Source organism: Streptosporangiales bacterium (assembly GCA_009379825.1).
Taxonomy (GTDB): domain Bacteria; phylum Actinomycetota; class Actinomycetes; order Streptosporangiales; family WHST01; genus WHST01.
In genome coordinates, this window is sequence record WHTA01000042.1 from 1 (window position 1) to 24,558 (window position 24,558).

General features: G+C 70.8%; 25 protein-coding genes and 1 pseudogene. 18 read left to right on the forward strand and 8 right to left on the reverse strand.

The window, feature by feature from the left end; translation table 11 throughout:
• Window positions 1-67 precede the first annotated feature (67 nt).
• From GEV07_19000 to GEV07_19015, 4 genes are all read left to right on the forward strand, one after another.
• Complete coding sequence (locus GEV07_19000; GenBank protein ID MQA04712.1) at window positions 68-694, forward strand: sigma-70 family RNA polymerase sigma factor; 627 nt, start codon at window positions 68-70, stop codon at window positions 692-694.
• Entirely contained in the window at window positions 691-1,362 is a 672-nt protein-coding gene (locus GEV07_19005) for an anti-sigma factor (GenBank protein MQA04713.1), read from the forward strand. Before GEV07_19000 ends, GEV07_19005 begins: the two co-directional genes overlap by 4 nt.
• Before the next feature lie 87 nt (window positions 1,363-1,449).
• Window positions 1,450-1,917 carry a DNA starvation/stationary phase protection protein gene (locus GEV07_19010; GenBank protein MQA04714.1) on the forward strand — a complete coding sequence of 156 codons (468 nt, stop codon included), beginning with the start codon at window positions 1,450-1,452 and terminating at the stop codon, window positions 1,915-1,917.
• 72 nt (window positions 1,918-1,989) lie between these two features.
• Window positions 1,990-3,156 (forward strand): hypothetical protein, encoded by a 1,167-nt coding sequence (locus GEV07_19015; GenBank protein MQA04715.1) that lies wholly within the window; start codon window positions 1,990-1,992, stop codon window positions 3,154-3,156.
• A 7-nt stretch (window positions 3,157-3,163) separates the two neighbouring features.
• On the opposite strand, the gene hisN is transcribed toward GEV07_19015, so the two are convergent.
• From hisN to GEV07_19030, 3 genes are read right to left on the reverse strand one after another with little or no spacing between them, the layout of a single operon-like run.
• Window positions 3,164-3,970 (reverse strand): histidinol-phosphatase, encoded by an 807-nt coding sequence (gene hisN / locus GEV07_19020; protein ID MQA04716.1) that lies wholly within the window; start codon window positions 3,968-3,970, stop codon window positions 3,164-3,166.
• Window positions 3,971-4,029: 59 nt separating this feature from the next.
• The gene (locus tag GEV07_19025; protein ID MQA04717.1) at window positions 4,030-5,346 is read right to left on the reverse strand and encodes a mandelate racemase/muconate lactonizing enzyme family protein; all 1,317 of its coding nucleotides are present in this window, start codon (window positions 5,344-5,346) and stop codon (window positions 4,030-4,032) included.
• Window positions 5,312-6,127 (reverse strand): FCD domain-containing protein, encoded by an 816-nt coding sequence (locus GEV07_19030; GenBank protein ID MQA04718.1) that lies wholly within the window; start codon window positions 6,125-6,127, stop codon window positions 5,312-5,314. Before GEV07_19030 ends, GEV07_19025 begins: the two co-directional genes overlap by 35 nt.
• Between GEV07_19030 and GEV07_19035 the strand changes: the two genes are divergently transcribed.
• Window positions 6,030-6,968, forward strand: a complete 939-nt coding sequence (locus GEV07_19035) for a prephenate dehydrogenase/arogenate dehydrogenase family protein (GenBank protein MQA04719.1) — start codon at window positions 6,030-6,032, stop codon at window positions 6,966-6,968. The genes GEV07_19030 and GEV07_19035 overlap by 98 nt on opposite strands.
• Before the next feature lie 5 nt (window positions 6,969-6,973).
• Window positions 6,974-8,387, forward strand: a pseudogene (locus tag GEV07_19040) (MFS transporter).
• 3 nt (window positions 8,388-8,390) lie between these two features.
• Here GEV07_19040 and polX read toward each other — a convergent pair.
• The 4 genes from polX to typA are packed head-to-tail and all read right to left on the reverse strand — an operon-like array spanning window position 8,391 to window position 14,289.
• Window positions 8,391-10,112 carry a DNA polymerase/3'-5' exonuclease PolX gene (gene polX, locus GEV07_19045; GenBank protein MQA04720.1) on the reverse strand — a complete coding sequence of 574 codons (1,722 nt, stop codon included), beginning with the start codon at window positions 10,110-10,112 and terminating at the stop codon, window positions 8,391-8,393.
• Between the two features lie 9 nt (window positions 10,113-10,121).
• The gene (gene rsgA, locus GEV07_19050) at window positions 10,122-11,111 is read right to left on the reverse strand and encodes a ribosome small subunit-dependent GTPase A (protein ID MQA04721.1); all 990 of its coding nucleotides are present in this window, start codon (window positions 11,109-11,111) and stop codon (window positions 10,122-10,124) included.
• Window positions 11,112-11,118: 7 nt separating this feature from the next.
• Entirely contained in the window at window positions 11,119-12,381 is a 1,263-nt protein-coding gene (aroA, locus tag GEV07_19055) for a 3-phosphoshikimate 1-carboxyvinyltransferase (protein ID MQA04722.1), read from the reverse strand.
• A gap of 48 nt (window positions 12,382-12,429) precedes the next feature.
• Complete coding sequence (gene typA, locus GEV07_19060; protein ID MQA04723.1) at window positions 12,430-14,289, reverse strand: translational GTPase TypA; 1,860 nt, start codon at window positions 14,287-14,289, stop codon at window positions 12,430-12,432.
• A 154-nt stretch (window positions 14,290-14,443) separates the two neighbouring features.
• Here typA and GEV07_19065 point away from each other — a divergent pair, with 154 nt between their 5' ends.
• The 12 genes from GEV07_19065 to GEV07_19120 all read left to right on the forward strand — a co-directional run bounded on the left by GEV07_19065 (window position 14,444) and on the right by GEV07_19120 (window position 24,066).
• Complete coding sequence (locus GEV07_19065; protein MQA04724.1) at window positions 14,444-14,878, forward strand: CBS domain-containing protein; 435 nt, start codon at window positions 14,444-14,446, stop codon at window positions 14,876-14,878.
• A gap of 179 nt (window positions 14,879-15,057) precedes the next feature.
• On the forward strand, window positions 15,058-16,002 hold the full coding sequence (locus GEV07_19070) for a sulfotransferase (protein MQA04725.1): 945 nt from the start codon (window positions 15,058-15,060) through the stop codon (window positions 16,000-16,002).
• Window positions 16,003-16,040: 38 nt separating this feature from the next.
• Entirely contained in the window at window positions 16,041-16,814 is a 774-nt protein-coding gene (locus GEV07_19075; GenBank protein MQA04726.1) for an SOS response-associated peptidase, read from the forward strand.
• A 29-nt stretch (window positions 16,815-16,843) separates the two neighbouring features.
• On the forward strand, window positions 16,844-17,173 hold the full coding sequence (locus GEV07_19080; GenBank protein ID MQA04727.1) for a conjugal transfer protein TraR: 330 nt from the start codon (window positions 16,844-16,846) through the stop codon (window positions 17,171-17,173).
• A gap of 94 nt (window positions 17,174-17,267) precedes the next feature.
• The gene (locus GEV07_19085; GenBank protein ID MQA04728.1) at window positions 17,268-17,915 is read left to right on the forward strand and encodes an alpha/beta hydrolase; all 648 of its coding nucleotides are present in this window, start codon (window positions 17,268-17,270) and stop codon (window positions 17,913-17,915) included.
• Window positions 17,916-18,122: 207 nt separating this feature from the next.
• The gene (locus GEV07_19090) at window positions 18,123-18,752 is read left to right on the forward strand and encodes a sigma-70 family RNA polymerase sigma factor (protein MQA04729.1); all 630 of its coding nucleotides are present in this window, start codon (window positions 18,123-18,125) and stop codon (window positions 18,750-18,752) included.
• Window positions 18,749-19,039, forward strand: coding sequence for a mycothiol system anti-sigma-R factor (gene rsrA, locus GEV07_19095; protein ID MQA04730.1), 291 nt, complete (start codon window positions 18,749-18,751; stop codon window positions 19,037-19,039). Before GEV07_19090 ends, rsrA begins: the two co-directional genes overlap by 4 nt.
• 374 nt (window positions 19,040-19,413) lie before the next feature.
• Complete coding sequence (locus GEV07_19100) at window positions 19,414-20,796, forward strand: HD domain-containing protein (GenBank protein ID MQA04731.1); 1,383 nt, start codon at window positions 19,414-19,416, stop codon at window positions 20,794-20,796.
• The gene (locus GEV07_19105) at window positions 20,793-22,040 is read left to right on the forward strand and encodes an HD domain-containing protein (GenBank protein MQA04732.1); all 1,248 of its coding nucleotides are present in this window, start codon (window positions 20,793-20,795) and stop codon (window positions 22,038-22,040) included. Before GEV07_19100 ends, GEV07_19105 begins: the two co-directional genes overlap by 4 nt.
• 5 nt (window positions 22,041-22,045) lie before the next feature.
• A complete protein-coding gene (locus GEV07_19110) occupies window positions 22,046-23,386 on the forward strand; it encodes an ATP-grasp domain-containing protein (protein ID MQA04733.1) in 1,341 nt (446 codons plus the stop codon).
• Window positions 23,387-23,458: 72 nt separating this feature from the next.
• On the forward strand, window positions 23,459-23,674 hold the full coding sequence (locus GEV07_19115; protein MQA04734.1) for a biotin/lipoyl-binding carrier protein: 216 nt from the start codon (window positions 23,459-23,461) through the stop codon (window positions 23,672-23,674).
• Between the two features lie 5 nt (window positions 23,675-23,679).
• Window positions 23,680-24,066: a thioesterase gene (locus GEV07_19120; protein ID MQA04735.1), complete on the forward strand. Its 387-nt coding sequence runs from the start codon at window positions 23,680-23,682 to the stop codon at window positions 24,064-24,066.
• A 7-nt stretch (window positions 24,067-24,073) separates the two neighbouring features.
• Here GEV07_19120 and GEV07_19125 read toward each other — a convergent pair whose 3' ends face one another.
• The gene (locus GEV07_19125) at window positions 24,074-24,403 is read right to left on the reverse strand and encodes a GNAT family N-acetyltransferase (protein MQA04736.1); all 330 of its coding nucleotides are present in this window, start codon (window positions 24,401-24,403) and stop codon (window positions 24,074-24,076) included.
• Window positions 24,404-24,558: the final 155 nt, after the last annotated feature.

Below are 24,558 nucleotides of genomic sequence, written 5' to 3' on the forward strand. Positions count from 1 at the left end.
GGACTACCTTGAGCATGGGCGTACCTTCCCGAACCAGCGCGCCAACGCTGGCCCTGATCAGAACTGCATGGGCTTCAGATCATCCTTCGAGAAGGTACGCCCCTCCCGAAGCACATCCACAGGTTCTGATCATTGCTCGACAGCTGACGTAGCCGCGGCGAGTCGTGAGGGGGCCGTGCCAGACAGTCAGGCGGAGCTGATGCGCGCGCTGCACGACGAGCATGCGGCGGCGCTGTGGGCGTACGCCCTGCGGCTGACCGGCGGCGACCGTGCACGCGCCGAGGACGTGGTGCAGGAGACGCTGTTGCGCGCCTGGCGGAACCCGGCCGTGCTCGACCGGGGGGACGGCGCGCGCTCCTGGCTGTTCACCGTCGCCAGGCGGATCGTCATCGACGAATGGCGCACCAAGAGGTCCAGGAGCGAGGTGTCGGTGGCGGAGCTCCCCGGCACCGGCAGGTACACGTCGGCGAACGACGAGACCGAACAGACGATGTTGGTCTGCTGCGTCGCGGAGGCACTCGAACGGCTCTCCGTCCCGCATCGACAGGTGATCATCGAATGCCACTACCTCGGACACTCGGTCGCGGAGGCGGCCGGGCGGCTCGGCGTGCCCGAGGGCACGGTGAAGTCGCGGCTGCACTACGCGTTGCGTGCCCTGCGGCTCTCCCTCGAGGAACTGGGGGTTAGCGAATGAGTGCTGAGGACCGCTTCGCCACCTACGACGCGCCGTACGTGCTCGGCGCGCTGTCCCCGCGCGACCGGCAGGAGTTCGAGCTGCACCTGCGCGACTGCGCCGACTGTGCGCGGGCCGTGCGCGAGCTCGCCGGCATGCCCGGCCTGCTGTCGAAGGTGCCGCCTGACCTGGTGCCGGCGGGGGAGCCGCCTGACCTGCCGCCGGAGACGTTGCTGCCTTCGCTCATCGACATGGCACGCAGACAGCAGCGGCGGTCACGCTGGACGACTATCGGCACGAGTGTCACCGCGGCGGCAGCATGTCTGGTGCTCGCCGTCGTCCTCGTCCTCGGCGCGGCTCCCACCGGTGAGCGGCCGGTGTCCATCCCCACCGTCACCATGAGCCCGGTGCGTTCCGCGCCGGTGTGGGCGACCATCGGGCTCGAGGACGTCGCGTGGGGCACCAAGGTGAACATGCACTGCATGTACGAGAAGAAGGCCACCTGGACGGGCAAGTACGTGCTCGTGGTGGTCGACAAGTACGGCGAGGTCGAGCACATCGGCAGCTGGACCGTCCGCCCGGGCAAGGACGCGGAGCTGCAGGGCGCCACGTCGTGGCCGGTGCGCGACATCGCCTCGGTGGAGATCAGGACGACCAGCGGCACTCCCGTGCTGCGGATGCGTCCCTAACCCCGTCGTCGTTTTCGGTTTGCACTGGTCAACACGTGGTTAGAGGTAACGTGGCGATCGGGACCCACGCGTAGGGAGGCAGCCGAGATGACAACCATCAACGGTCCGCTCGAGGAGAAGGCGACTGCTGTCACCGGCGACGCACTGCAGGACACTCTGGTCGATCTCATCGACCTGTCGCTGACCGCGAAGCAGGCGCACTGGAACCTGGTGGGCAAGCGGTTCCGCAGCATCCACCTGCAGTTGGACGAGCTGGTGAGCGCGGCACGTGGCTACACCGACCAGGTAGCCGAGCGGGCGGCAGCGCTCGGTGTCAACCCCGACGGCACGGCGGGGACGGTCGCGGCGAACAGTCAGGTACCGCAGTTCGACGCCGGGTGGCTGTCCGACGACGGTGTCGTCGCGCACCTGGTCGCCGTCTACCAGGGGGTGATCGCCCGGATGCGGGAGCGCATCGCCACGACCGGGGACACCGACGTGGTCACCCAGGACCTGTTCATCTCGCTCACCGCCGAGCTGGAGAAGGAGTGCTGGATGCTGCAGGCGGAGCGGTAACGCTTCCGCTGCGGCCACACCGGCCGGCCGGTCGCCGGTAAGCTGCCGTACGCCAGGTCGTACGGGGGTGACATGAGCCGGTACACGGGCGGGTCGGCGCGACGTCGCTGGCTGGCGGTCGGCGTGCTCCTCGGTGCGCTCGCGGTGGTGTCGGTCGTCCCGACGGCCGCCGCGTACGGCGCGAACGGCGGCCTGGTGGCGAAGCCGGCCGAGGGCAGTGCCGGCTGGCAGGTCAGGGTCCGCGACGACTGTTACGACGACGAGGTGCGCTGCGTGTACCGCGACACCTCCGCGTCCAGCCGGTCGGACATCTGGGCGGTAGGCGACCAGGTCGACGACGGCACCGCGGTGGCCGGCCTGCTGCGGCACTGGAACGGTGCACACTGGGCCACCGTGGAGCCTGCGGTGCAGGGCACGCTCATCTCGGTGAGCTCGAAGTCCGCCACGCAGACCTGGGTCGCCGGGTACACCGCGACCGACGGCGGCCTCCGGCCGCTGACGCTGCGGTGGACAGGCGCCCGGCTGGAGCAGATCCCCGTGCCCGCGGGGGACGACGACACCACGCTCGCGGCGGTGTCCGTCGGCCAGGGCCGGCCGTGGCTGGTCGGTACGAGCAGCAACGGCGACGGGACGTACCGCGACCTCGCCTGGCGGTGGACCGGCTCGCAGTGGCAGGAGGTCGCCGTCCCCGATCTGTCGCCCGATGCCGGCGGCCTGATCGACGTGGCGGCGGTCGCCGAGGACGACGTGTGGGTCGTCGGCAACCGCGGCGACGGCGAGAGCCACTACGTACTGCACTGGGACGGCTCGAACTGGTCGGAGGCGAAGCTGCCGGAGCAGTCCGGCGGCTCGCACGCCACGAACATCCAGTCCGTGTACGGGCAGATCCACGTGATCGGTGGCCGCACGACCGCCGCCGAGCCGTACCGGGAACGGCCGTTCGTACAGCGCCGGGTGAACGGCTCCTGGCGTGCCGCGGCGAGCCCGCAGTACGAGGGCCGGCTGAGCACGGTCGCAAGGGACGGCGCCGGCGGTGTCTGGTTCGGCGGCAACGACTACTCGTCCGGCGCCGCGAGGCTGGACCGCTGGGACGGCACATCGATGCGCAAGGTACCCGGCCCTGGCGGCGAGCTGGCCAGCCTGACGAACGTGCCTGGCACCACCGCCCTCTGGGCGAGCGGCGGCGCGAGCACCGACGGCGAGGGCTACCACGCCTACGTCGCCAGGCACGCACCCTGACGCCGGGTCAGAACAAGCGTTGCTCGGGGTCGAGAGCGGCGAGCACCTTGTCGTGCAGCAGGCCGTTGGTGGCTACGGCGTCGCCGGAGTGTGGGCCCGGGGTGCCGTTGAGGCCGGTGAAGCGGCCGCCGGCCTCTTCCACGATGACGGCGAGCGCGGCCAGGTCCCACAGCGACACCGCGGGCTCCGCGGCGATGTCCACGGCGCCCTCGGCGACCAGCACGTACGACCAGAAGTCACCGTAGGCGCGGGTGCGCCAGACGTCGTTGCTGAGGCCGAGGAACGGTTCCAGCGCCTCGCGCTCCTGCCAGCCGGTGAGGCTGGAGTACGACATCGACGCGTTGGCCAGCGAGTCGACCGAGGACACCGAGCAGCGGGTGGCGCTCGCGAGTCCCTTGCCGGTCCAGGTGCCGCTGCCCCTCGCCGCCCACCAGCGGCGTCCGAGGGCGGGCGCCGACACCAGGCCGACCACCACCTCGTCGCCGTAGAGCAACCCGATCAGCGTTGCCCACACCGGTACGCCACGGACGTAGTTCTTGGTGCCGTCGATCGGGTCGACGACCCAGCACCGTGGTCCGTCGCCCTGTCTGCCGTACTCCTCGCCCAGCATCGCGTCGCGCGAGCGCACTCGCGAGAGCGTGCTGCGCAACGCCTCTTCGACCGCGGTGTCGGCCTCACTGACGGGCGTGAGGTCGGGCTTGGTCTCGACGTGCAGGTCCAGCGCACGGAACCTGCTCATGGTGATCGAGTCCGCGCCGTCGGCGAGGGTGTGAGCGAGGCGGAGGTCATCGTCAAAGTTGCCGTTCGCGGTCACGGCGTTCAACCTACCGTCATCGAGACCACATCAGCAGTACGCTCCCGCCGCCGGCGTGCTCACGAATCGGACACGTTGCCCACGAGCTGGGCATCCTCCGTGTATTCCTGCACCGCATGGCGATCCAGCGCGACGCCGAGCCCGGGCGCGGCGGGGATGGTGACGACCCCGGCCCTGGGAACCGGCGGCGCGGTGAGCAGCGGGTCACGCAACGGGTTGTGCCTGACGTCGTACTCGACCCGTTGCACGGTCGCGTCGGCGGCCGCGAGCTGCAACGTCGCCGCGAAGCCGAGCGCGCCGCCGTAGAGGTGCGGCCACACCTGTTTGCCGGCGGCGGCCGCCAGCCGGCCGACCGCGAGCGCCTCGGTGAGCCCGCCGGCCTTCGTGATGTCCGGTTGCAGGATGGCGACTGCCGGACTTGCCGCGAGTGCCTCGAATGTGGCCAAACCGTACACGTTCTCGCCCGTGGCGATGGTGATGCCGGTACGGCTGTGCAGCTCCTCCAGGTCTGCGAGCCGGTCGCCGCGGATCGGTTCCTCCAGCCAGCCGACGCCGAAGTCGCGCAGCACCGGCACCATGGCGGCCGCTTCGTCGACCGTCCAGGCCTGGTTGGCGTCGGCGTACAGCGTGGCGCCCGGCCCCAGCGTGGTGCGCGCGTCGTTCAGCGCCTGCTGGTCGGCGGCCCTGCCGAAGCCGAGCTTCACCTTCACGGCGGTGTGCCCGGCCGCCAGGCAGTCCTGGGCGTCCGCCACCACGTTCGTGGGGCCGAGGCTGCTCGCGTACGTCGGGATCGTGGTTCGTACGGCCCCGCCGGCGAGAGCGGCGACCGACTCGCCTGCGGCCTTGCCGGCGAGGTCCCACAGCGCGACGTCGACCGCGCTGATCGCCTGCCGGATCGGGCCTGGCGCACCCCACTGCCGGCCGAGCGGGTCCAGTCGCTGCGTCAACCGCGGCTGTGTCTCCTGCACGGTGCCTGGCGTGTCGAGCACGAGCGGCAGCACGCCGTCGCGCAACGTCGCGACGCGTTCCGCCGGCGCCCAGGCGGGGAAGTTCACCCAGCTCTCGCCGTACCCGACGGCGCCGCTCTCGCCGTGCAGCTCGACGAGGACCATGCTGCGGTGCGCGAGCGGCGCGAACGACATGGCCACCCCGCCACGGGTAGCCGCGCGAAGCACCCGGATCCGAGCGCCGACGATCCGTTCCACGGGTGTCCGAGCGGGCGCTGTGGCGGTCATGAGGAGACCTTTCGCGCGAGCATCGCAGCGAGAACGGCTGCCGTGCCGCGTGCGCGTACCGTACGTGAGCGAGGAGCGGAGCGCGGAAGGTCGACGGGGTGCACGGTCATGGCGGGCCTCCGGCCTTGGTGGCGTTGTCATGCAGCTCGCGCTTCAGCCGTGCGATGTGTGCCCGGGCGGTGGCTTCTGCCTCCGCCGGGTCGCCCGACCTGATCGCGGTGAGGATCGCGCGGTGGTCGCGGACGGCCCGTTCCGGGCCGGCGGTGACCACGGTGGAGCGCATCGCCAGCCGCACCCTGCCCTGGATCCCGTCGAGTACGCGGATCACCTCGTCGTTGCCTGACGCCTGCCTGATCAGCTGGTGGAAATGAGTGTCGGCGGCGTAGTGCCCGGCGATGTCGCCGTCGCGCACCAGGTGTTCGTGGGTGGCGAGCGCCTGGGCCAGCTCGTCGACGAACCGGCGGCCGGCGTTCTCCACGGCGAGCCTGGCGGCCAGGCCCTCGAGCACCTCCCGCACCTCGTAGAGCGCGGCCAGGTCGGCCAGCGACACCTCGGCGACGACCGCGCCGCGCCTGGGTTCCTCCCTGGCCAGCCGCTCCTGGGTGAGTCGCAGTACGGCGTCCCTGACCGGGCTGCGGCTGACGGTGAGCCGCTCGGCCAGTGCGGGCACGCTCAGTCGGCTGCCGGGGGCGAGCTCGCCGGCGAGGATCTCGTCGCGCAGCTGCTCGTAGACGGTGTCGCCGAGGCGGTCGTCGGTCCGTGCCGTCACCCTCGTGCTTCCCCTCTGCGCCCAGATACCGGAACTGCCTGTTGACAGCACGGGTATGCGAAGCAATGCTGCATGCAGTCTTAAACAATTACATGCAATCCCAGGAGGCGCAACGATGGGCCAATCGGTAGCGGTGATCGGCCTTGGCAACATGGGTGGCCGCTCCGCCGTCCGGCTGCTCGGTGCGGGGGCTTCGGTCAGCGGGTACGACCCGCTGCCGGCGGCGCGGGACAAGGCGGCCGACGCAGGGGTGCGCGCGTTCGACAGTGCGGCCGCGGCGATCGAGGGAGCGGACGTCGTCCTGCTCTCGGTGCCGATGCCCGCGGACGTGCTCGCCACGGCACACGACCTGCTCGCCGAGCTTCCCGCAAGCACGATCGTCGTCGACATCTCCACCATCGACCCGGCCACGGCCAGGGAAGCGGCGGAGATCGTGGGTGCGTCGGGTGCCACGTACCTCGAGACGCCGGTGCTCGGTCGGCCGGAGGCGTGCGGCGAGTGGACGTTGGTCGCCGGCGGGCCGGCGGACAAGATCGGGCAGGTGCGCGAGCTGCTCGAGGCGAGCATCGCCAAGGCCATGGTGCACGCGGGGGAGATCGGCTCAGGCTCCACCGTGAAGCTGCTCAACAACCTGATGTTCGGCGCCATCAACGCGGTCACGGCCGAGGTGCTGAACGTTGCGCGCCAGGCCGGTGTGCCGCCTGAGCGGTTCATCTCCATCGTGAAGGACTCGGGCGCGGCGACGGTCTCGCCGTTGTTCCGGCACGTCGGCTCCCGGGTGTCGGACGAGGACTTCTCGCCGAACTTCGGGTTGTCGTTGCTGCAGAAGGACAACCGGCTAGCGCTGCAGCTCGCCCGCAGCGTCGGCGGTCCCACGTTCGTGGGCAACAGCGTCGACCAGGTGAACACCCTGGCGGCCGACCAGCAGTGGGGTGGGGACGACACCACGGTCGTCTACAAGCTGTACCAGCTGCTCTCGGCGACGGACGGGTAACGGCCATGGCCGTCGAGACACCGGACGTACCCGAGAGCATCACCGTTCGGACGAAGCGCGACATCATCGACTTCGTCAACAGCCACCCCGCGGGCACCAGGCGGACGAAGATCCTCGTGTTCATCGCGCTCGGTGGCATCTTCGTCGACGCGTACGACTTCACCAGCCTGGGCTTCGGCGTCGACGCGATCACCGAACAGTTCCAGCTGGTGCCGTGGCAGGTCGGGACGATGACCGGGGTGATGGCCGTCGGCGCGCTGCTCGGTGCGTTCCTCGGCGGCTATCTGGTCGACAAGATCGGCCGGTACAAGCTGTTCGTCCTCGACCTCATCCTGTTCGTCGTCGCGGCCATCGGCGCCGCGCTCGCACCGAACCTCATCACGCTGCTGATCTTCAGGTTCTTACTCGGCTTCGGTGTCGGCGTGGACATGCCGGTGTCGTTCAGCTTCATCGCCGAGTTCACGAACAAGCAGAGCAAGGGCAAGTACGTCAACTTCTGGCAGTCGATGTGGTACATCGCCGTCGTCTCTGCGGGCATCGTGGTGCTGCCGTTCTACTTCGGCGGTGCGGGTGGCGACCTGTGGCGGTGGGCCGTGGGCTTCGGTGCCGTGCCGGCGTTGATCGTGCTGCTGCTGCGGTTGAAGTACACGGAGGAGAGCCCGATGTGGGCCGCGCACCGGCTCGGGCTGCACGAGGCGGCGAAGATCCTGGAGAAGAGCTACGGGATCACGGTGGTCGTGGAGGCAGCCGAGGGCCAGGAGGCCGTGAAGAAGCTGCCCAACCTCAGCGCACTGTTCAAGAAGAAGTACCGCGGCCGCACGGTGCTCGCCTCGGTCATCTCGGGCACCCAGTCGATGGAGTACTACGCCGTCGGGTTCTACGTACCGACGATCGTCGCGTTGATCCTCGGCAAGGGCGTGCTGTTCGCCATCATCGGCACCATCGTGATCAACCTGTTCGGTGTGCTCGGTGGCACGACACAGCCGTTCCTCACCGCGCGGTGGGGAACACGGAAGCTCGCCATCACCGGCTATACGATCGTCGTGAGCTGCCTGCTCCTGCTCGGCCTGGTCGGTGAGACGGTGCCCGGCATGATAGCTGCGCTGCTCGTCGGGGTGCTCATCTTCGGGCACTCGTTCGGCCCGGGTGCCGCAAGGCAAGACGATGGCGGCGCTGTCGTACCCCACGGAGATGCGTGGCATCGGCATGGGCTGGGCCGAGGGCATGTCGCGGGTCGGCACCATCCTCGGTTTCTACGTGTTCCCGTTGATCCTCGCGGTCGCCGGGCTGTCGAAGACCATGCTGGTGCTGATGCTGATCCCGCTTTCCGGTCTGCTCGCGCTCGCGCTGATCAAGTGGGAGCCGGTCGGCCAGGACGTCGAGACACCGGAGGAGGAGGGCACCACCACAGTCGCGTGACGGTCAGCGGTCCTTGCGGAGGAAGGCGCGCAGGCGGTCGAGCGGCCAGGTGTTGACGACGTCGTCCGGGGTGAGCCAGCCGCGCTGCGCCGAACCGACGCCGTACCGGATCAGGGCCATGTGGTTGGTGGCGTGCGAGTCGCTGTCGATGGCGAACTTCACCCCGTAGCGCTTGGCGCGCATAATGTGGTCGTCGCGCAGGTCGAGGCGGTCCGGGTGCGCGTTGACCTCCAGCGCCGTGCCCGTGCGCGCGCACGCCTCGAACACCGCGTCCAGGTCGACCTCGACGCCGGGGCGCTTGCCGAGCTTCCTTCCCGTCGGGTGCCCGATGACGTTGACGTACGGGTTCTCGCAGGCGCGGACGATCCGCCTGGTCATCGCCTGCTCGTCCTGGGTGAAGTGCGAGTGGACCGACGCCACGCAGACGTCGAACCCGGCGAGGAAGTCACCGGGCCAGTCGACCTCGCCGTCCGGGTCGATGTTCAGCTCGGTGCCGTGCAGCAGGGTCATACCCGGGTAGCTGTCGGCCAGCCGCGCCAACTGTTCCCGCTGCGCGAGGATCTTCTCGTCGGTCATCCGCTGCATGACCAGGTTCGGTGCGTGGTCGGTGACGGCGACGTACTCGTAGCCCCGCTCGGCCGCCGTCGCGACCATCGTCTCCAGCGAGGAGACGCCGTCGGTGAGGTCGGTGTGGGTGTGCAGGTCGCCGCGCAGGTCGGCCTCGGTCACCGGGGTCGGCAGCTCGCCGGCGAGCGCGGCCTCGATCTCGCCGCGGTCCTCGCGCAGTGCCGGCGGGATCCACGGCAGGCCGAGCCGTTCGTACACCTCGGCCTCCGTCGCCGAGACGATCCGCTCATCGGTCTCGGTGTCGAACAGGCCGTACTCGGACAGCCGGAGCTTGGCCCGTACGGCCATCTCCCTGGTGCGGATGTTGTGCGCCTTGGAGCCGGTGAAGTACTGCATGGCCGCGCCCCAGGCGACCGGTGGCACCACGCGCAGGTCCATCTGCAGGCCGGCCGTGGTGCGGATGGACGTCTTCGTCTCGCCACGGGCGATGACCTCGCGCACCTGCGGCAGCTCGCAGAACGCGTCCATCAGTGCGGTGGACCCGTGCGCAGCCGCCAGGATGTCGACGTCGCCGATCGTCTCGCGCATCCGGCGCAGCGAGCCGGCGTACGCGCACTTCTCGCAGCCCGGCACCTCGGCCAGCCGCGCCACGACGTCCTCCGCCTGCTCCATGGCCACGTCGATCTTCACCCGTTCGCCGGTGGACTCGAGCGACGCGATGCCGTGCCTGATGTTCTCCTCGGTCTTCTCGCCGAAACCCTTGAGGTCGCGCAGCCTGCCGGCGTCGATCGCGGCGGCCAGCTCCTCGACCGAAGACACCTGCAGCTCCTGGTAGAGCAGCAGCGCCTTCTTCGGCCCGAGCGTCGGGATGGCCGTGAGCCTGCGGACGCCGTCGGGTATCTGGTCGCGCAGCTTCTCCACCTGCGGGATCGAACCGGTGCTCAGGTACGCGGCGATCTTCTCGGCGAGCGCCTTGCCGACGTTCGGGATCGTCCGCAGCTCGGCGGCGTCCATGCTGGCGAGGTCCGCGTGGTGGCCGGCCACGGCGCGGGTGGCCTTCTCGTAGGCGCGCACCTTGTACGCCTCGCCGCCGGTGATCGCCACCAGGTCGGCGTACTCCTGCAAGATCTCGGCGACCTCGTCGTTGACCCGTGCCATACCTCGACCCTAGTCACCGGCGGTGGGGGTGCGGGTGTCGAGCAGCCGGCGCAACGACTCAAGGCGTGCGGCGTCGGCGTGGCCGGCAGCGACCCAGGCGTCGAGCGCGCACTCGTTGCCCAGGTGGTCGCAGCCGTGCGGGCACTCGGCGACGCCGTCGGCGAGGTCGGGGAACGCGGCCACCACGGTGGTCGGGTCGACGTGGGCCAGTCCGAAGCTGCGTATGCCAGGGGTGTCCACCAGCCAGCCGTCGTCGCCCGGCAGGCCGAACGCGATCGCCGACGACGAGGTGTGCCGGCCCCGGCCGGTCACCACGTTCACCCCGCCGACGGCCCGCTTGGCGTCCGGCACGAGCGCGTTGACGAGCGTCGACTTGCCCACACCGGAGTGGCCGACGAACACGCTGAGCCGGCCGGACAGCCGGGCACGGAGCTCGTCGAACGAGCCGTCGCGCCGGGTGGCGACCGCGTGCACACCCAGCGGGCGGTACAGCGCAAGCAGCTCGTCCGGGTCGGCGAGGTCGGCCTTCGTGAGGCACAGTAACGGCGTCACGCCCGCGTCGTACGCGGCGACCAGGCACCGGTCGACCAGCCGCGCCCGCGGTGGCGGGTCGGCGAGCGCGCAGACGATGACCATCTGGTCGGCGTTGGCGACGATCACCCGCTCGACCGGGTCGGTGTCGTCCGCCGTGCGCCGCAGGATCGACGTCCGCTCGATGATCCGGACGATCCTGGCGAGCGTGCCCGGCGCGCCGCTGACGTCGCCGACCACCTCGACCCGGTCGCCGACAACCACCGAGCCCCGGCCGAGCTCCCTTGCGCGCATGGCGGTGACCTCGGTGTCGTCGACGAGCAGTCGGTACCGCCCGCGGTCGACGGCGACGACGAACCCGGGAAGCGCGTCCTCGTGCTTCGGCCGCTTCCTGGTACGCGGCCGGGAACCGCGGCCGGGGCGGACCCGTACGTCCGTCTCGTCGTACTGACGACCCCGCCCGGCCACCGTCACGTCAGCCAGCCAGCATCCCGTGCCACAGCTGCGGGAAGTCCGGCAGCGTCTTGCTGGTCACCGTCACGTCGTCGAGCACCACCTCGGGCACCCGCAGCCCCACGAGCGCGGCCGCGGTGGCCATCCGGTGGTCCTCGCACGTCGCGAACGTGCCGCCGTGCAGCGCCGCCGGCGTGATGTGCAGCCCGTCTGCGGTCTCCGTCACCGCGCCGCCGAGCCCGCCGAGCTCGGTCGCGAGCGCTGCCAGCCGGTCGGTCTCGTGGCCGCGGATGTGCGCCACCCCGCGGATGGTGCACGGGCCGTCGGCGAAGCAGCCGAGCGCCGCGACGGCGGGCACCAGCTCGCTGACGTCGCGCAGGTCGAGGTCGAACGCCGGTACGGTGCCGTCACCGCGCATCACGAGCCCCGCCGCGGTGTGCGTGTGGGTGCCGCCGAGCGCGCCGAGCACGTCGAGGATGCGGTCGGCCGCCTGCAGCGGGTGCGCGGGCCAGCCGGCGACGCACACCTCGCCCCCGGTGAGCACGGCCGCGGCGAGGAACGGTGCCGCGTTCATCAGATCGGGCTCGACGGTCACGTCGAAGGGACGGGGGACGCCGGGCGCCACGTGCCAGCTGTCCGCGGCCGGCCGGTCGACCTCTATGCCTGCGGCCGCGAGCATCCGCAGCGTCATGGTCACGTACGGCACCGAAGGCAGCGGCGGGCCGACGTGGTGCACGGTGACGCCCTTGTCGTACCGGCAGCCGGCAAGCAGCAGCGCGCTGACGAACTGGCTGGACGCGGACGCGTCCAGGGTGACGTCGCCACCGATGAGCGAGCCGTGCCCGTCCACGGTCAGCGGCAGGTGGTCGCCGTGCACCTCGGCGCCGAGCGCACGCAGCGCGTCGGCGAGGCTGCCCATCGGCCGGGTTCGTGCGGCCGGGTCGCCGTCGAAGCGCACCTGGCCGGGCACGAGCGGCGCCAGCGCGAGCAGGAAGCGCATCACGGTGCCGGACAGCCCACAGTCGACGTCGGTGTCGCCGCGGGGCACCGCAGGGGTCACCGGCCAGTCCGTGCCGCTGTCGTCCACGCCGTGGCCGAGGGCGCGCAGGGCGGCGGCCATCAGGTGCGTGTCGCGCGCCCGCAGCGCGCCGCGTACGGCGGACGGCCCGCCGGCGCGCGCGGCGAGCACGAGCGCGCGGTTGGTGACCGACTTCGAGCCGGGCAGCGACACGGTCGCCCGCACCGGTGCGGTGGCCGTCGGCGCCTGCCAGCTTCTCGTCGTCACGTCCGCGAGGATAACCCGACCGCGGCCCCCGGTCGGCGTGCGTGGGCGTCAGTCGCGGCGGGCGCGGCTGCGTTGCTTCTCCCTGGTGTGCTGGTCGAGGACCACCTTGCGCGGCCGCACGGCGGTCGGCGTGACCTCGACGCACTCGTCCACCCGGCAGAACTCCAGCGCCTGCTCGAGCGACAGGTCGCGCGCCGGCACCAGGCGCTCGAGCTCCTCGCCGGTCGACGACCTGACGTTGGTGAGCTTGCGCTCCTTGCACGGGTTGACGTCCATGTCCTCCGGCCGGGAGTTCTCGCCGATGATCATGCCCTCGTACACCTCGGTGCCCGGCCGCACGAACAGGGCGCCACGCTCCTGCAGGTTGAAGCAGGCGTACGCGGTCACCGTGCCGCGGCGGTCGGCGACCAGCGAGCCGCGCGGCCTGATGCGCAGCTCGCCGACCCACGGCTGGTAGCCGTCGAAGACGTGGTGCAGCAGCCCGGTGCCGCGGGTCTCGGTGAGGAACTCGGTGCGGAACCCGATCAGGCCGCGCGCCGGCAGCACGTAGTCGAGGCGTACCCAGCCGGTGCCGTGGTTCACCATCTCCGCCATCCGGCCGCGCCGCAGACCCAGCAGCTGCGAGGTGACCCCGACGAACTCCTCCGGCACGTCGATGGTGACCCGCTCGAACGGCTCGTGCAGGCTGCCGTCGATCTCCCTGGTGACCACCTGCGGCTTGCCGACGGTGAGCTCGTAGCCCTCCCGCCGCATCAGCTCGACGAGCACCGCGAGCTGCAGCTCGCCGCGGCCCTGCACCTCCCAGGTGTCCGGGCGCTCGGTCGGCAGCACGCGGATGGAGACGTTGCCCACGGTCTCCGCGTCCAGCCGGCTCTTCAGCAGCCGCGCGGTCATCTTGCTGCCGCTCTCGCCGGCCAGCGGCGAGGTGTTGATGCCGATGGTGGCCGAGATGGACGGCTCGTCGACGGTGATGACCGGCAGCGGCCGCGGGTCCTCGGCGTCGGCGAGGGTCTCGCCGATGGTGATCTCCGGGATGCCCGCGAGCGCCACCAGGTCGCCGGGGCCCGCGGTGTCCGCGGGCACCCGGTCGAGCGCCTCGGTGACCAGCAGGTCGGTGATCTTCACCTTCTCCACCGAGCCGTCGGTGCGGCACCACGCCACGGTGGCGCCGCGGCGCAGCTCGCCCTGCCTGATCCGGCACAGCGCGAGCCGGCCCAGGTACGGCGACGCGTCCAGGTTGGTCACGTGCGCCTGCAGCGGTGCGGCTTCGTCGTACTCCGGTGCCGGCACGGTGCTGAGGATGGTCTCGAACAGCGGCCGCAGGTTCTGGCTGTCCGGCAGGGTGCCGTCGGCCGGCTGCTCGAGCGACGCGCGGCCGGCGGTCGCCGCCGCGTACACGATGGGGAAGTCGAGCGCCTCCGCCGACTGGTCGTCGATGAGGTCCATGAACAGCTCGTACGTGGCGTCGACGACCTCGCGGATCCTGCTGTCGCCGCGGTCGACCTTGTTCACCACGAGCACGACAGGCAGCCGCTTGTGCAGCGCCTTGCGGAGCACGAACCTGGTCTGCGGCAGCGGCCCCTCGGACGCGTCGACGAGCAGCAGCACGCCGTCGACCATCTCCAGGGCGCGTTCCACCTCGCCGCCGAAGTCGGCGTGGCCGGGGGTGTCGACGATGTTCAGCGTGACGTCGGCGTCACCGTCGTGATACCGGACGGCAGTGTTCTTCGCGAGGATGGTGATGCCCTTCTCGCGTTCCAGGTCCATCGAGTCGAGCACCCGTTCCGCGACGTCCTGCCCTTCGCGGAACGCGCCCGACTGCCAGAGCATGGCGTCGACGAGCGTGGTCTTGCCGTGGTCGACGTGGGCGATGATCGCCAGGTTGCGGAGGTCGTTGCGACGGGCCATGGGGTTCATCCTTCCTAATCCGCCGCAGGGGCCACCCGCCGGCCATCGGTTTCCGGTGTTTCTCCGGCTCGATCGGGGGTACGCTCACCGGATCACTACGTCTCGTAGTGGTGGTGCCGTGGCGGGGGCGCAAAGGCTACGGAGGGGGTCAGGAATGCGGATCAGCGACATTCTGCGAACCAAGGGGGCGTCGGTCGTGACGATCGCCCCGACCGAACCGGTGGCGGCACTCGTCAAGCGGCTCGCCGAGCACAACATCGGTGCGGTGGTCGTCAGCGGGGACGGCACGTCGGTCGACGGCATCGTCTCAGAACGCGACGTGGTGCGCAGTCTCGCCGGTGGACCCGAGCCGCTGCAGGCGGCCGTGTCGACGATCATGACGACCGACGTGCGCACCTGCCTGCCCGACGACTCCGTCGACCAGCTGATGCTGTTGATGACGCAGCACCGGATCAGGCACCTGCCGGTGGTGACCGAGGACGGCGAGGTCGCCGGCATCGTCAGCATCGGCGACGTGGTGAAGGGCAAGATCGGCCAGCTGGAGTTCGAGCGGGAGCAGCTGGAGGGCTACATCACCAGCACCCGCTGACGCCGGTCGACGCAGCGTCACCTGAACTTTCGCTTACGGCCTCCCGGCGGTCACGTCCCCGGCGGGTCGGTGGGGCACAGTCGGGCGCCACACCACCGCACTGGGCCTGAGGAGGCGTCATTACTGCGCAGCAGGACCGACCGATCTTCGTCTTCGGGTGCGCGCGGTCGGGGACGACGATGCTGCAGCTGATGCTGCACTCGCACCCGCGGATCGCGATCCCGCCCGAGACGCGGTTCATCGAGCGGGCGTACTTCGAGCGGCGGTCGTTCGGGGACCTGACCGACCCGGCGAACCGCCGTCGCCTCGGCGAGGCGATCGTCGGCTGGAAGGACACCAGGTTCCGCGACCTGCGGCTGGACCGTACCGAGGTCGTCGAGCGGGTGGCCGAGGCCGCGCCAACCGTCGGTTCCGCGTGCGCGACCGTGCTGCGGATGTACGCCGAGCAGTTCGGCAAACCGCGGTGGGGGGACAAGCGCCCGATGTACCACCGGGTGGTCCCCGCGCTGCGCCGGATGTTCCCCGACGCGGTCTTCGTCCACCTGGTGCGCGACGGCCGCGACTGCGTCACCTCGCTGTCGCGTGCGTCGTGGTGGGAGCGGCCGTTCTACCACGCGGTACGCGCCTGGACGCTCGCCATCGACAACTCGCGGCGGGCCGCCCGCAGCCTGCCCGCGGACTCGTTCTACGAGCTGAGGTACGAGGACCTCGTCCACGAGCCGGGCGAGCAGCTGAAGGCGCTGTGCGCGTTCCTCGGCGAGGAGTTCGACGACGCGATGCTGGCCCCGAAGGAGCTCGCCGGCGTCGCGGTGGCGGAGCGCAAGATGCGCGTCGAGGGCACCCTGCGCGAGGTGTCCGGCAGCTCGATCGGCAACTGGCGGCAGCACCTCGACGACTGGAAGGTCGAGCTGTGCGAGCTGGCCATGGGCGACCGGTTGCGGTCGTTCGGCTACGAGCTCACCGGCGCAAGCCGGCCCGTGCCGTCGCACCAGGTGCGGTACGCGAAGGCGGTGTTCGGACGGGGCCGGCGCTGGCAGGCGAAGATGCTCGCCGACCGGCTGGAGCGCACGCTCCGGCCACGGCCGCTCGCGGACGTGCCGCCGGTGCGCACACCCACGGCCTGAACGTGCCAGGACGCCGCTGCGTGTGATGCACTACCCCCATGTGTGGGAGGTACGCGTCGGCCCGCAGCGCTGACGACCTGATCGCCGAGTTCGACGTGGACGAGCTCGCGATCGAGGAGGCGTTGCCGCCCGACTACAACGTCGCCCCGACCGATCCCGTGCACGTCGTGCTGGAACGTCCGGCGCGGCCGGCCGCGCCGGAGCGCGGGTTGCCGGAGCGGAAGCTGCCCACCCGCCAGCTCCGGGTGGCCAGGTGGGGGCTGGTGCCGTCGTGGGCGAGCGACCCGAAGATCGGCGCGCGGATGATCAACGCGCGGGTGGAGACGGTCGTGCAGAAGCCCGCTTTCCGTACGGCGGCCGCGCGCCGGCGGTGCCTGGTGCCGGCGGACGGGTACTACGAGTGGTACGCGGACGAGGGCACCAAGCGGCCGCATTTCCTGCACAGAGCGGACGGCAAGGGGCTCGCGTTCGCCGGCCTGTACGAGATCTGGCGCGACCAGAAGGCCGCCGACGAGGCCGGCGGCTGGATGTGGTCGTGCAGCATCGTCACCACCGAGGCGACCGACGACCTCGGCCACGTGCACGACCGGATGCCGATGGTCGTACCGACCGATCGGCTGGCGACCTGGCTGGACACCGGCCTGACGGACGCTGCACGTGCCTGCGAACTGCTGCTTCCGGCCGGATCAGAGGGTTTGGTGACCTATCCTGTGGCCAAGGACGTCGGCGACGTTCGCAACAACGGCCCGCACCTGATCGAACCATTGCGGTCGACCGCCGCGGACGACGACGATGTCCCCATGCTTTTCTGACGCATCCCCAGGTGGAGAGGCTGACGACGATGGACACGGCCTGCCAGCGTGAACGACTGAAGCAGTTGTTGGACGAGCTCGACGGTACGTTGGCCTCCCTGCGCAGCTCGAGCGTGACGGAGATGGAAGCTGCCGACGCCGGCACCGGCCTGTCCGACAACGACCGTTCGCTGGCCATGGTCGAGGCCGTCGAGCAGCAGCGGACGCAGACCATGGAAGCGCTTGGCCGGCTCGACGAGGGCACCTACGGCCAGTGCGTGGACTGCGGCAAACCCGTGCCTGAAGGCCGCCTGGAGGCCCGCCCAGAAGCCGCCAGATGCGTCGACTGCCAGCAGAAGGTCGACCGCGCAACGGCCTGACCCCGCGTCCCGCATCGCGGGAGGGTGGTGAAGCGCGCTCCCGGTGGGGCTGTGGTGCATGCTGCTCTGGCAGGTGGAGACCCGGGAGGGACGCGTGAGCGAGCAGTTCCAGGTGGCGACGTCGGTGGGCACTGCGGAGGTGGTGCTCGACGACCCGGGGGCGGCGGCTGCGCTCGTCGTGCTCGGGCATGGTGCCGGTGGTGGGGTCGACGCGCGGGATCTGGTGAAGGTACGCAGCGTGCTGTGCGGCGCCTCGTACGCCGTCGCGCGGGTTACGCAGCCGTACCGGATGGCCGGGCGGAAGGCGCCTGCGCCGCCCCGCCAGCTGGACGCGGCGTTCGCCGAGGTGGTGACGGCGCTACGCGGCCGGGCCGGGCTCGGCGAGCTGCCGCTGGTCACCGGCGGCCGCTCCAGCGGGGCCAGGGTCGCCTGCCGCACGTCGGCGGCGGTCGGCGCCCGTGGCGTGGTGGCGCTGGCATTCCCGCTGCACCCGCCCGGCCGGCCGGAGAAGTCCCGGGCGGACGAGCTGCACGCCGTGCAGGTTCCGGTGCTCGTCGTGCAGGGGGAGCGGGACTCGTTCGGGCCGCCGGACGAGGTGCTGGCGACCGAGCCGCCAGCCGGCGTGACCGTGCACCCGGTTGCCGGCGGTAACCACGGGCTGGCGGTGCGCAAGGGCGACCCGCCAGCCCTGGACGCGGTGGCCGACCGGGTGCTCAGCTGGCTCACCGAGCTGCTGCAGTAACGCGGCGGAATCTCCTGGCCCGCGGCGGTGTTGTGTGCAACACGAGGGTTTCCGGACAGGAGGGAGCACGGTGTGCTCGCAGCAGTAGCGCCGCGTTCGGTCGAGCCGGGGTTTTCGTACCTGGTCGGAGGGACGCTATCCTCCGCCTCAGGGGCATCGACCGCGCCGGCGAACCGGCAGGCGGCCGAGACCCGGCGATACGAGGAGGTGGGTCCGGTCGAGGAGACGCTGGAACGTCGTACTCAACGGTTCGAGCGGGACGCGCTGCCGTTTCTCGACCAGTTGTACTCCGCTGCCCTGCGGATGACCCGTAACCCCTCGGACGCCGAGGACCTGGTGCAGGAGACGTATGTCAAGGCGTTCGCCGCGTTCCACCAGTTCCAGCAGGGTACGAACCTGAAGGCCTGGTTGTACCGGATCCTCACCAACACCTTCATCAACAGCTACCGCAAACAGCAGCGTGAACCGCGGCAGGCGGACACCGAGGACATCGAGGACTGGCAGCTCGCCCAGGCGGAGGGCCACATGTCCAGCGGGCTGCGGTCCGCCGAGCTGGAAGCCCTCGAACACCTGCCGGACAGCGACGTGAAGGAAGCTCTGCAGGCGCTGCCCTACGACTTCCAGCTGGCGGTCTACCTCGCCGACGTCGAGGGGTTCGCGTACAAGGAGATCGCCGAGATCATGGACACCCCGATCGGCACGGTCATGTCTCGGCTGCACCGTGGGCGCCGGCAGTTGCGCGGCATGCTCGAAGACTACGCAAGGGAGCGTGGGCTTGCGTCCGGGCCGAAGCACTCGGCGCGCTCCACGTCCGCACGGGAGGACGCGGACCGATGACAGGCATGTACCCCGATGACGAGGAGGTCGACTGCCGTGAGGTGCTCGCGCGGGTCTACACCTTTCTCGACAACGAGCTGGAAGACGCCGACTACGAGCAGGTGCGCCAGCACATCGACGACTGTGCGCCCTGCCTGCGCGAGTTCGGTATCGAGCAGGAGGTGAAGACGCTGGTCGCGCGGAAGTGTGGCTGCGACCCGGCGCCGAACGGCCTCAGGGAGAAGGTGCTCGGCAAGCTGCGCGAGGTCAGCACCGAGTACGGCCACCTCGAGTACCGGCCGGACTGACCGTAACCGCCTGACCGGGTGAGATCACCACAGCTGCAGCTGGTAACGCCACCTGCGGCACGGTGACGCTGAGTCCATTCAACTCGTGTCGCGTGTTCCTACTGTATGCAATCGGGCGGGGCATGCTGGTCTCCCGGCGGACAGGGCGTACGCTGAGGGTGCTCGGCAGCTACCGAGTGACCGCGCGTAGGTCGTCCGGGGGGACGTTCAGATGGCGCCAGTACGGTCCTGTGGCGCGGTCACTTACGACGTAATGCAAGACGAAAGGGCCCCCATGCGCCGCAGCCTTGCCTTCCCGACAGCCGCAGTGTGCAGCGACTGGAGCTGGGACTAGGTAGCACTTTGGAAGTACGTGACCGGGCGGGGTCGCCGAGATGACAGGTCTCAGCGGCCCTGCCCGTGTCTATATCGGCGCCGTCGGCGCCGTCGGCGCGGCCGGCCTGGTGTTCGCCTTCACCCACCGGGTGGACTGGGCGATGGTAGCTCCGCTCGCGGTGCTGGTCGTCGCGGCGGACGCCGCCCCCGCGGTGGCGCTCAAGCGGGGCGCAGGTGGCGTCAGCCTTTCCGTCGCGTTCCCCATCCGGATGGCCGCCGTCGTGCTGACCGGCCCCTGGGGTGCGGTCATCGCGAGCGCCGCCTCGCTGTTCGCCTACGTGCCCGGCGGGCGCACGCCGGTCAAGCGGGTGTTCAACGTCGGGCAGTACATGATCGCCGTCGGCCTCGCCGGGCTGGTCTACAACGGCCTGGGGGCCGAGACCGGGCCGCTGAACGGCGGTAACTTCGCGAGCGCGCTGTTCCCGTTCGCGGTGGCCGCGCTCGTCTACTGCCTGGTGAACGTCGCCCTGGTCTCCATCGTGCTGGCGCTGACCAGCCCGATCCGGCCGTCCGAGCTGTGGCGCGAGGCGCTGCGGCCGCTCGCGCCGACGTACCTCGGGTACGGGCCGGTGGGCATGGTGATCGCCGTGCTGTGGGACGAGGTCGGCGTGCTCGCCGCCGTCCTGGCGCTCGGCCCGATCTTCATCGCGCGGTGGGCGTCCACACAGCTGGTGGCGGAGCGGCAGATGCACGACGGTGCGCTGCGTACGTTCGCCAGGGCGGTGGAGGCGAAGGACCTCTACACCCGCGGGCACAGCGAGCGGGTGTCCAAGCTCAGCAGCCTGATGGGCAGCGAACTGGGGATGGGCGAGGACCGGGTGGCGCTGCTGCGCTACGCCGGGCTGCTGCACGACATCGGCAAGATCCGGGTGCCCACCCACATCCTGCAGAAGGCGGGGCCGCTGACCAGGGACGAGTTCGCCGCCATCCAGCTGCACCCGGTGTACGGCCAGGCGATGATGCGCGACGTGGCGTTCCTCGACGACGTGCTGCCCGGCATCCTGCACCACCACGAGCGGATGGACGGCGCCGGTTACCCGATGGGGCTGGCCGCCAGGGACATCCCTGAGTTCGCCCGCATCATCGCGGTCGCGGACGCGCTGGACTCGATGACGTCGACCAGGTCGTACCGCTCGGCGTCGAGCGTGGTGGACGCGATGGCCGAGATCAGGCGCAGTGCAGGCCCGCAGTTCGACCCTGCCATGGTGGCGGTGCTCGAGGCGGTCGTCGAGCAGCACGGCTGGCAGCCGCACCACATGCGGGCGGCGCCGGCCACCGTGGAGGGCGTGCTCAGCACGTTCGACCACGACGACCCGCGCCGGCCGCTGCCCGGCGGTGACGACGAGCAGAGCGGGGACGCACGGGAGCCGGATCCGCGATGAGGATCGGGCTGCGGGTGATCGTCAGCGTCGCCGGGCTGGTGCCGCTGCTGCTCGCTGCGGTGACGCTGGCTCGCACCGGCATGCAGAACTGGCCGGCGGCCATCACCTTCGGCATCCTCATCGTGGTCGGCTGCCTGCTCGGCTTCGTGATCACCGGCGACCGCCGGTTGATGCCGATCGGCCAGGGCGCGTACATCGGGTACGCGATGTACGCGTCGATGGTCCCGCACCAGGGCGCGAGCGTCGCCCAGATCATCGTGGTGGGTGCCGTCTGCGTGCTGCTCGGCAGCCTGCCACGGATCTTCGTCGAGGGCGGTGTGCGGCTCGACCTGGTGGCCGACCGGGTGCTGATCCTGCTGCTCGTGCCGCCTGTGGTGCGTTGGACGGACACCTGGCTGGAGTCGATGCCGCCGGTGCTCTCGATCTCCGGCATGATCCTCGCGGTGATGGTGGTGCTGCTGCTGCAGATCACCCTGATGGGTCTCTACCAGTACGAGCGCGCCGGTGGCCGGCTGCTCGCGCTGATCCGCGACGAGCTGCAGGTGCGCTGGCCGTTCCAGCTGCTCGGCGCGCTGTTCGGCGTGATCGTCGCGCTCACCGTGTACGCCGTCGGGCTGCTCGGCCTGGTGGTCGCGGTGGTGCCGGCCGGGGTGACCCAGGTGGCGATCCTGCGGTGGTCGGCCGTGCGCAGCACCCGCGCCGACACCGTGCGGTCGCTGTCACGGATCCCCGAGCTGGGCGGCTACGTCGACCCCGGGCACTCCCGGCGGGTCGGTGACCTGGTGCTCGACATCGCCCGCGAGCTCGGCATCTCCGAGCTGCGCAGCCGCCGTGCGGTGCTGGCGGCCATGATGCACGACATCGGCCAGCTGTCCCTGGCCGAGCCGGTGCCTGGCGGCACCACGTCGCTGCTGGACCAGGAGGAACAGCGGCGCATCGCCCGGTTGGGCGCCGAGGTGATCCGCGAGGGCGGCGGGCTGGATGACGTGGCCACGTTCGTGGAGCGGTTCGCCGACCCGTACCGCAGGCCGGACGGCCGGCGCGACGACAACGTGCCGCTGGAGAGCCGCATCATCCGGGTGGCCAACGCGTACGACGACCTGGTCGGCACCTCGCCGGACCCGGAGCTGCGGCTGCAGGCCCTGGAACGGGTCGAGCTCGCGCTGTCGCGCGACTACGACCCGGATGTGACGAAGGCCCTTGGCCGGGTCATCGAGCGGAGGCAGCGGCTCCCGGTAGGTTGACTGACATGTTCGAGTCCCTGTTGGTGGCCAACCGTGGTGAGATCGCGCGGCGGATCATCCGCACCGCGCAACGGATGAACGTCAAGGCTGTCGCCGTGTATTCGGAGGCGGACGCCGAGTTGCCGTTCGTCACGGAGGCCGACGAAGCGATACTGATCGGCCCCGGTGCGCCCGCGGAGAGCTACCTGGACGCGACGAAGGTGCTCGAGGCGGCCAAGACGGCGGGCGTCGACGCAGTGCACCCGGGGTACGGCTTCCTGGCGGAGAACGCCGGGTTCGCCCGCCTGGTGGCGGCCGAGGGGCTGACCTGGGTGGGGCCGAGCCCGGAGGCGATCGAGCAGATGGGCGACAAGGTCAACGCCAGGAACCTGATGGCGCAGGCGGGCGTGCCGGTCGCCGCCGGCACCAGCGAGCCGGTGGCGGACGTGGACACGGCCGTCGCGCAGGCCGCGTCGATCGGCTACCCGCTGATGGTCAAGGCGGCCGCGGGCGGCGGCGGGATCGGCATGGGCGTCGCGCGCGACGAGGACGGGCTGCGCAAGGCGTTCGAGACCGCACGCACCAGGGCGGACCGGTTCTTCGGCAACCCGGCGATCCTGCTCGAGCAGTACATCGAGCACGCCAGGCACGTCGAGGTGCAGATCCTCGGCCTGGCCGACGGCCGGGTGATCGCGCTCGGCGAGCGCGACTGCTCGGTGCAGCGCAGGCACCAGAAGGTCGCCGAGGAGACCCCGTCGCCCGGGGTGGGCGACGACCTGCGCGCCCGGATGCTCCAGGCGGCCGTACGTGCCGGCGAGGCCGTCGGCTACCGCGGTGCGGGCACCGTCGAGTGCCTGGTCGACCCGGCCGCGCAGGAGTTCGTGTTCCTCGAGATGAACACCAGGCTGCAGGTGGAGCACCCGATCACCGAGCTGGTCACCGGCCTCGACCTGGTCGAGCTGCAGCTACGCGTCGCCGCGAACGAGGACGTCTCCGCCGCGCTCGCCGACGTCACGCCGTCCGGCCACGCACTGGAGCTGCGGGTGTACGCGGAGGACCCGAAGCGGTTCCTCCCCGCGCCCGGTGCCATCGAGAGCTGGCAGGAGCCGCAGGGCGCCGGCATCCGGGTCGACTCCGGCTACGTCGCAGGCAACACCGTGACGCCGTTCTACGACCCGCTGCTGGCCAAGCTCTGCGTGCACGGCAGCGACCGGGCCGAGGCGCTGGCGAAGGCGCGTCAGGCCGTCGAGGCGTTCCAGGTGACCGGGCCGAAGACGAACCTGCCGTTCTTCACCGAGCTGCTGGACTACCAGCCGTTCGTCGACGGTGCGTACGACACGGGCGTCGTGACGGGCCTGCGTGGCTGAGTTGCGGCGCAGGTAAGGCATAGTTGTCCGGGGTCTCGTCCCCGATCCCAAGGGTGTCTGGAAGGAGCCGTGGTGGCCGAGAAGGTGCACGCCGAGATGGTGGCCAACGTCTGGAAGGTCGTGGTGGCCGAGGGTGACACCGTGGACGTCGACGACACGCTGGTCATCCTGGAGTCGATGAAGATGGAGATCCCGATCGTCGCCGAGTCCGCGGGTAAGGTCGCCAAGCTGCAGGTCGCAGAGGGCGACGTCGTGCAGGACGGCGACCTCATCTGCGAGATCGAGTAGCCACCATGGCCGCGCCGACGCCCGGCCTGATCGGCCGGCTGACGACCGCGGTGTCCGCCGAGGACACCGCGGAGGCGGTCGGCAGCGGTGACGTACCGGTGCTCGCGACCCCGCGGGTGGCGGCGCTGGTCGAAGCCGCGACGGTCGCCGCCGTACACAGTACGCTCGCCGACGGGGAGACGACCGTCGGCACGAAGGTGTCGCTCGACCACGACGTGGCCACCCCGGTGGGTGCCGAGCTCGCGGTGAACGCGGAGCTGGTCGAGGTCGACGGCCGCCGGTTGCTGTTCTACGTCGCGGTCTACTCGGGTGCGCAGATCGTGGCCAGCGGCCAGGTCGAGCGCGTCGTGGTGGACCGGGAGCGGTTCCTCGCCAAGACGCACGGCAACTGAGACGCGGTCACAGCGGCACCTCGTAGGCGAGCAGCCGGATGTCGGGGCGACCAGTCGCGGTCCGTGTGCGGTGGAAGCCGAGCCGCTCGTACAGCCGGTGCGCGTCGGTCATCGGCGCCGCGGACGACAGCCGCACGGTACGGCAGCCGTGGCGCCTGGTCCGGTCGAGCACCGCCTGGACGAGCGCGGCCCCGACCCCCTTGCTGCATGCCGCCGGGTCGACGGCGAGCATCCGGAACTCCGCCTCGCCGTCGGCGGCGATCTCGGCGTACGCGCCGTCGTGTGTCGTGTACGTCACCGAACCGACGATGGTGTCCGCCTCGTCCACGGCGACCAGTAGGTCCGCCGCCCGCGCCCGCTGCGTCGCGGAGCACGGTGACGTAGTCGTCGTCGGGACCGATGAACCCGGCCCCGACGTAGACCCGTGTGGTCAGCTCGCCGATGGCCTCGTGCTCGGCGGGTGCCGCCCGGCGCACGGTGATGCTCACCGCC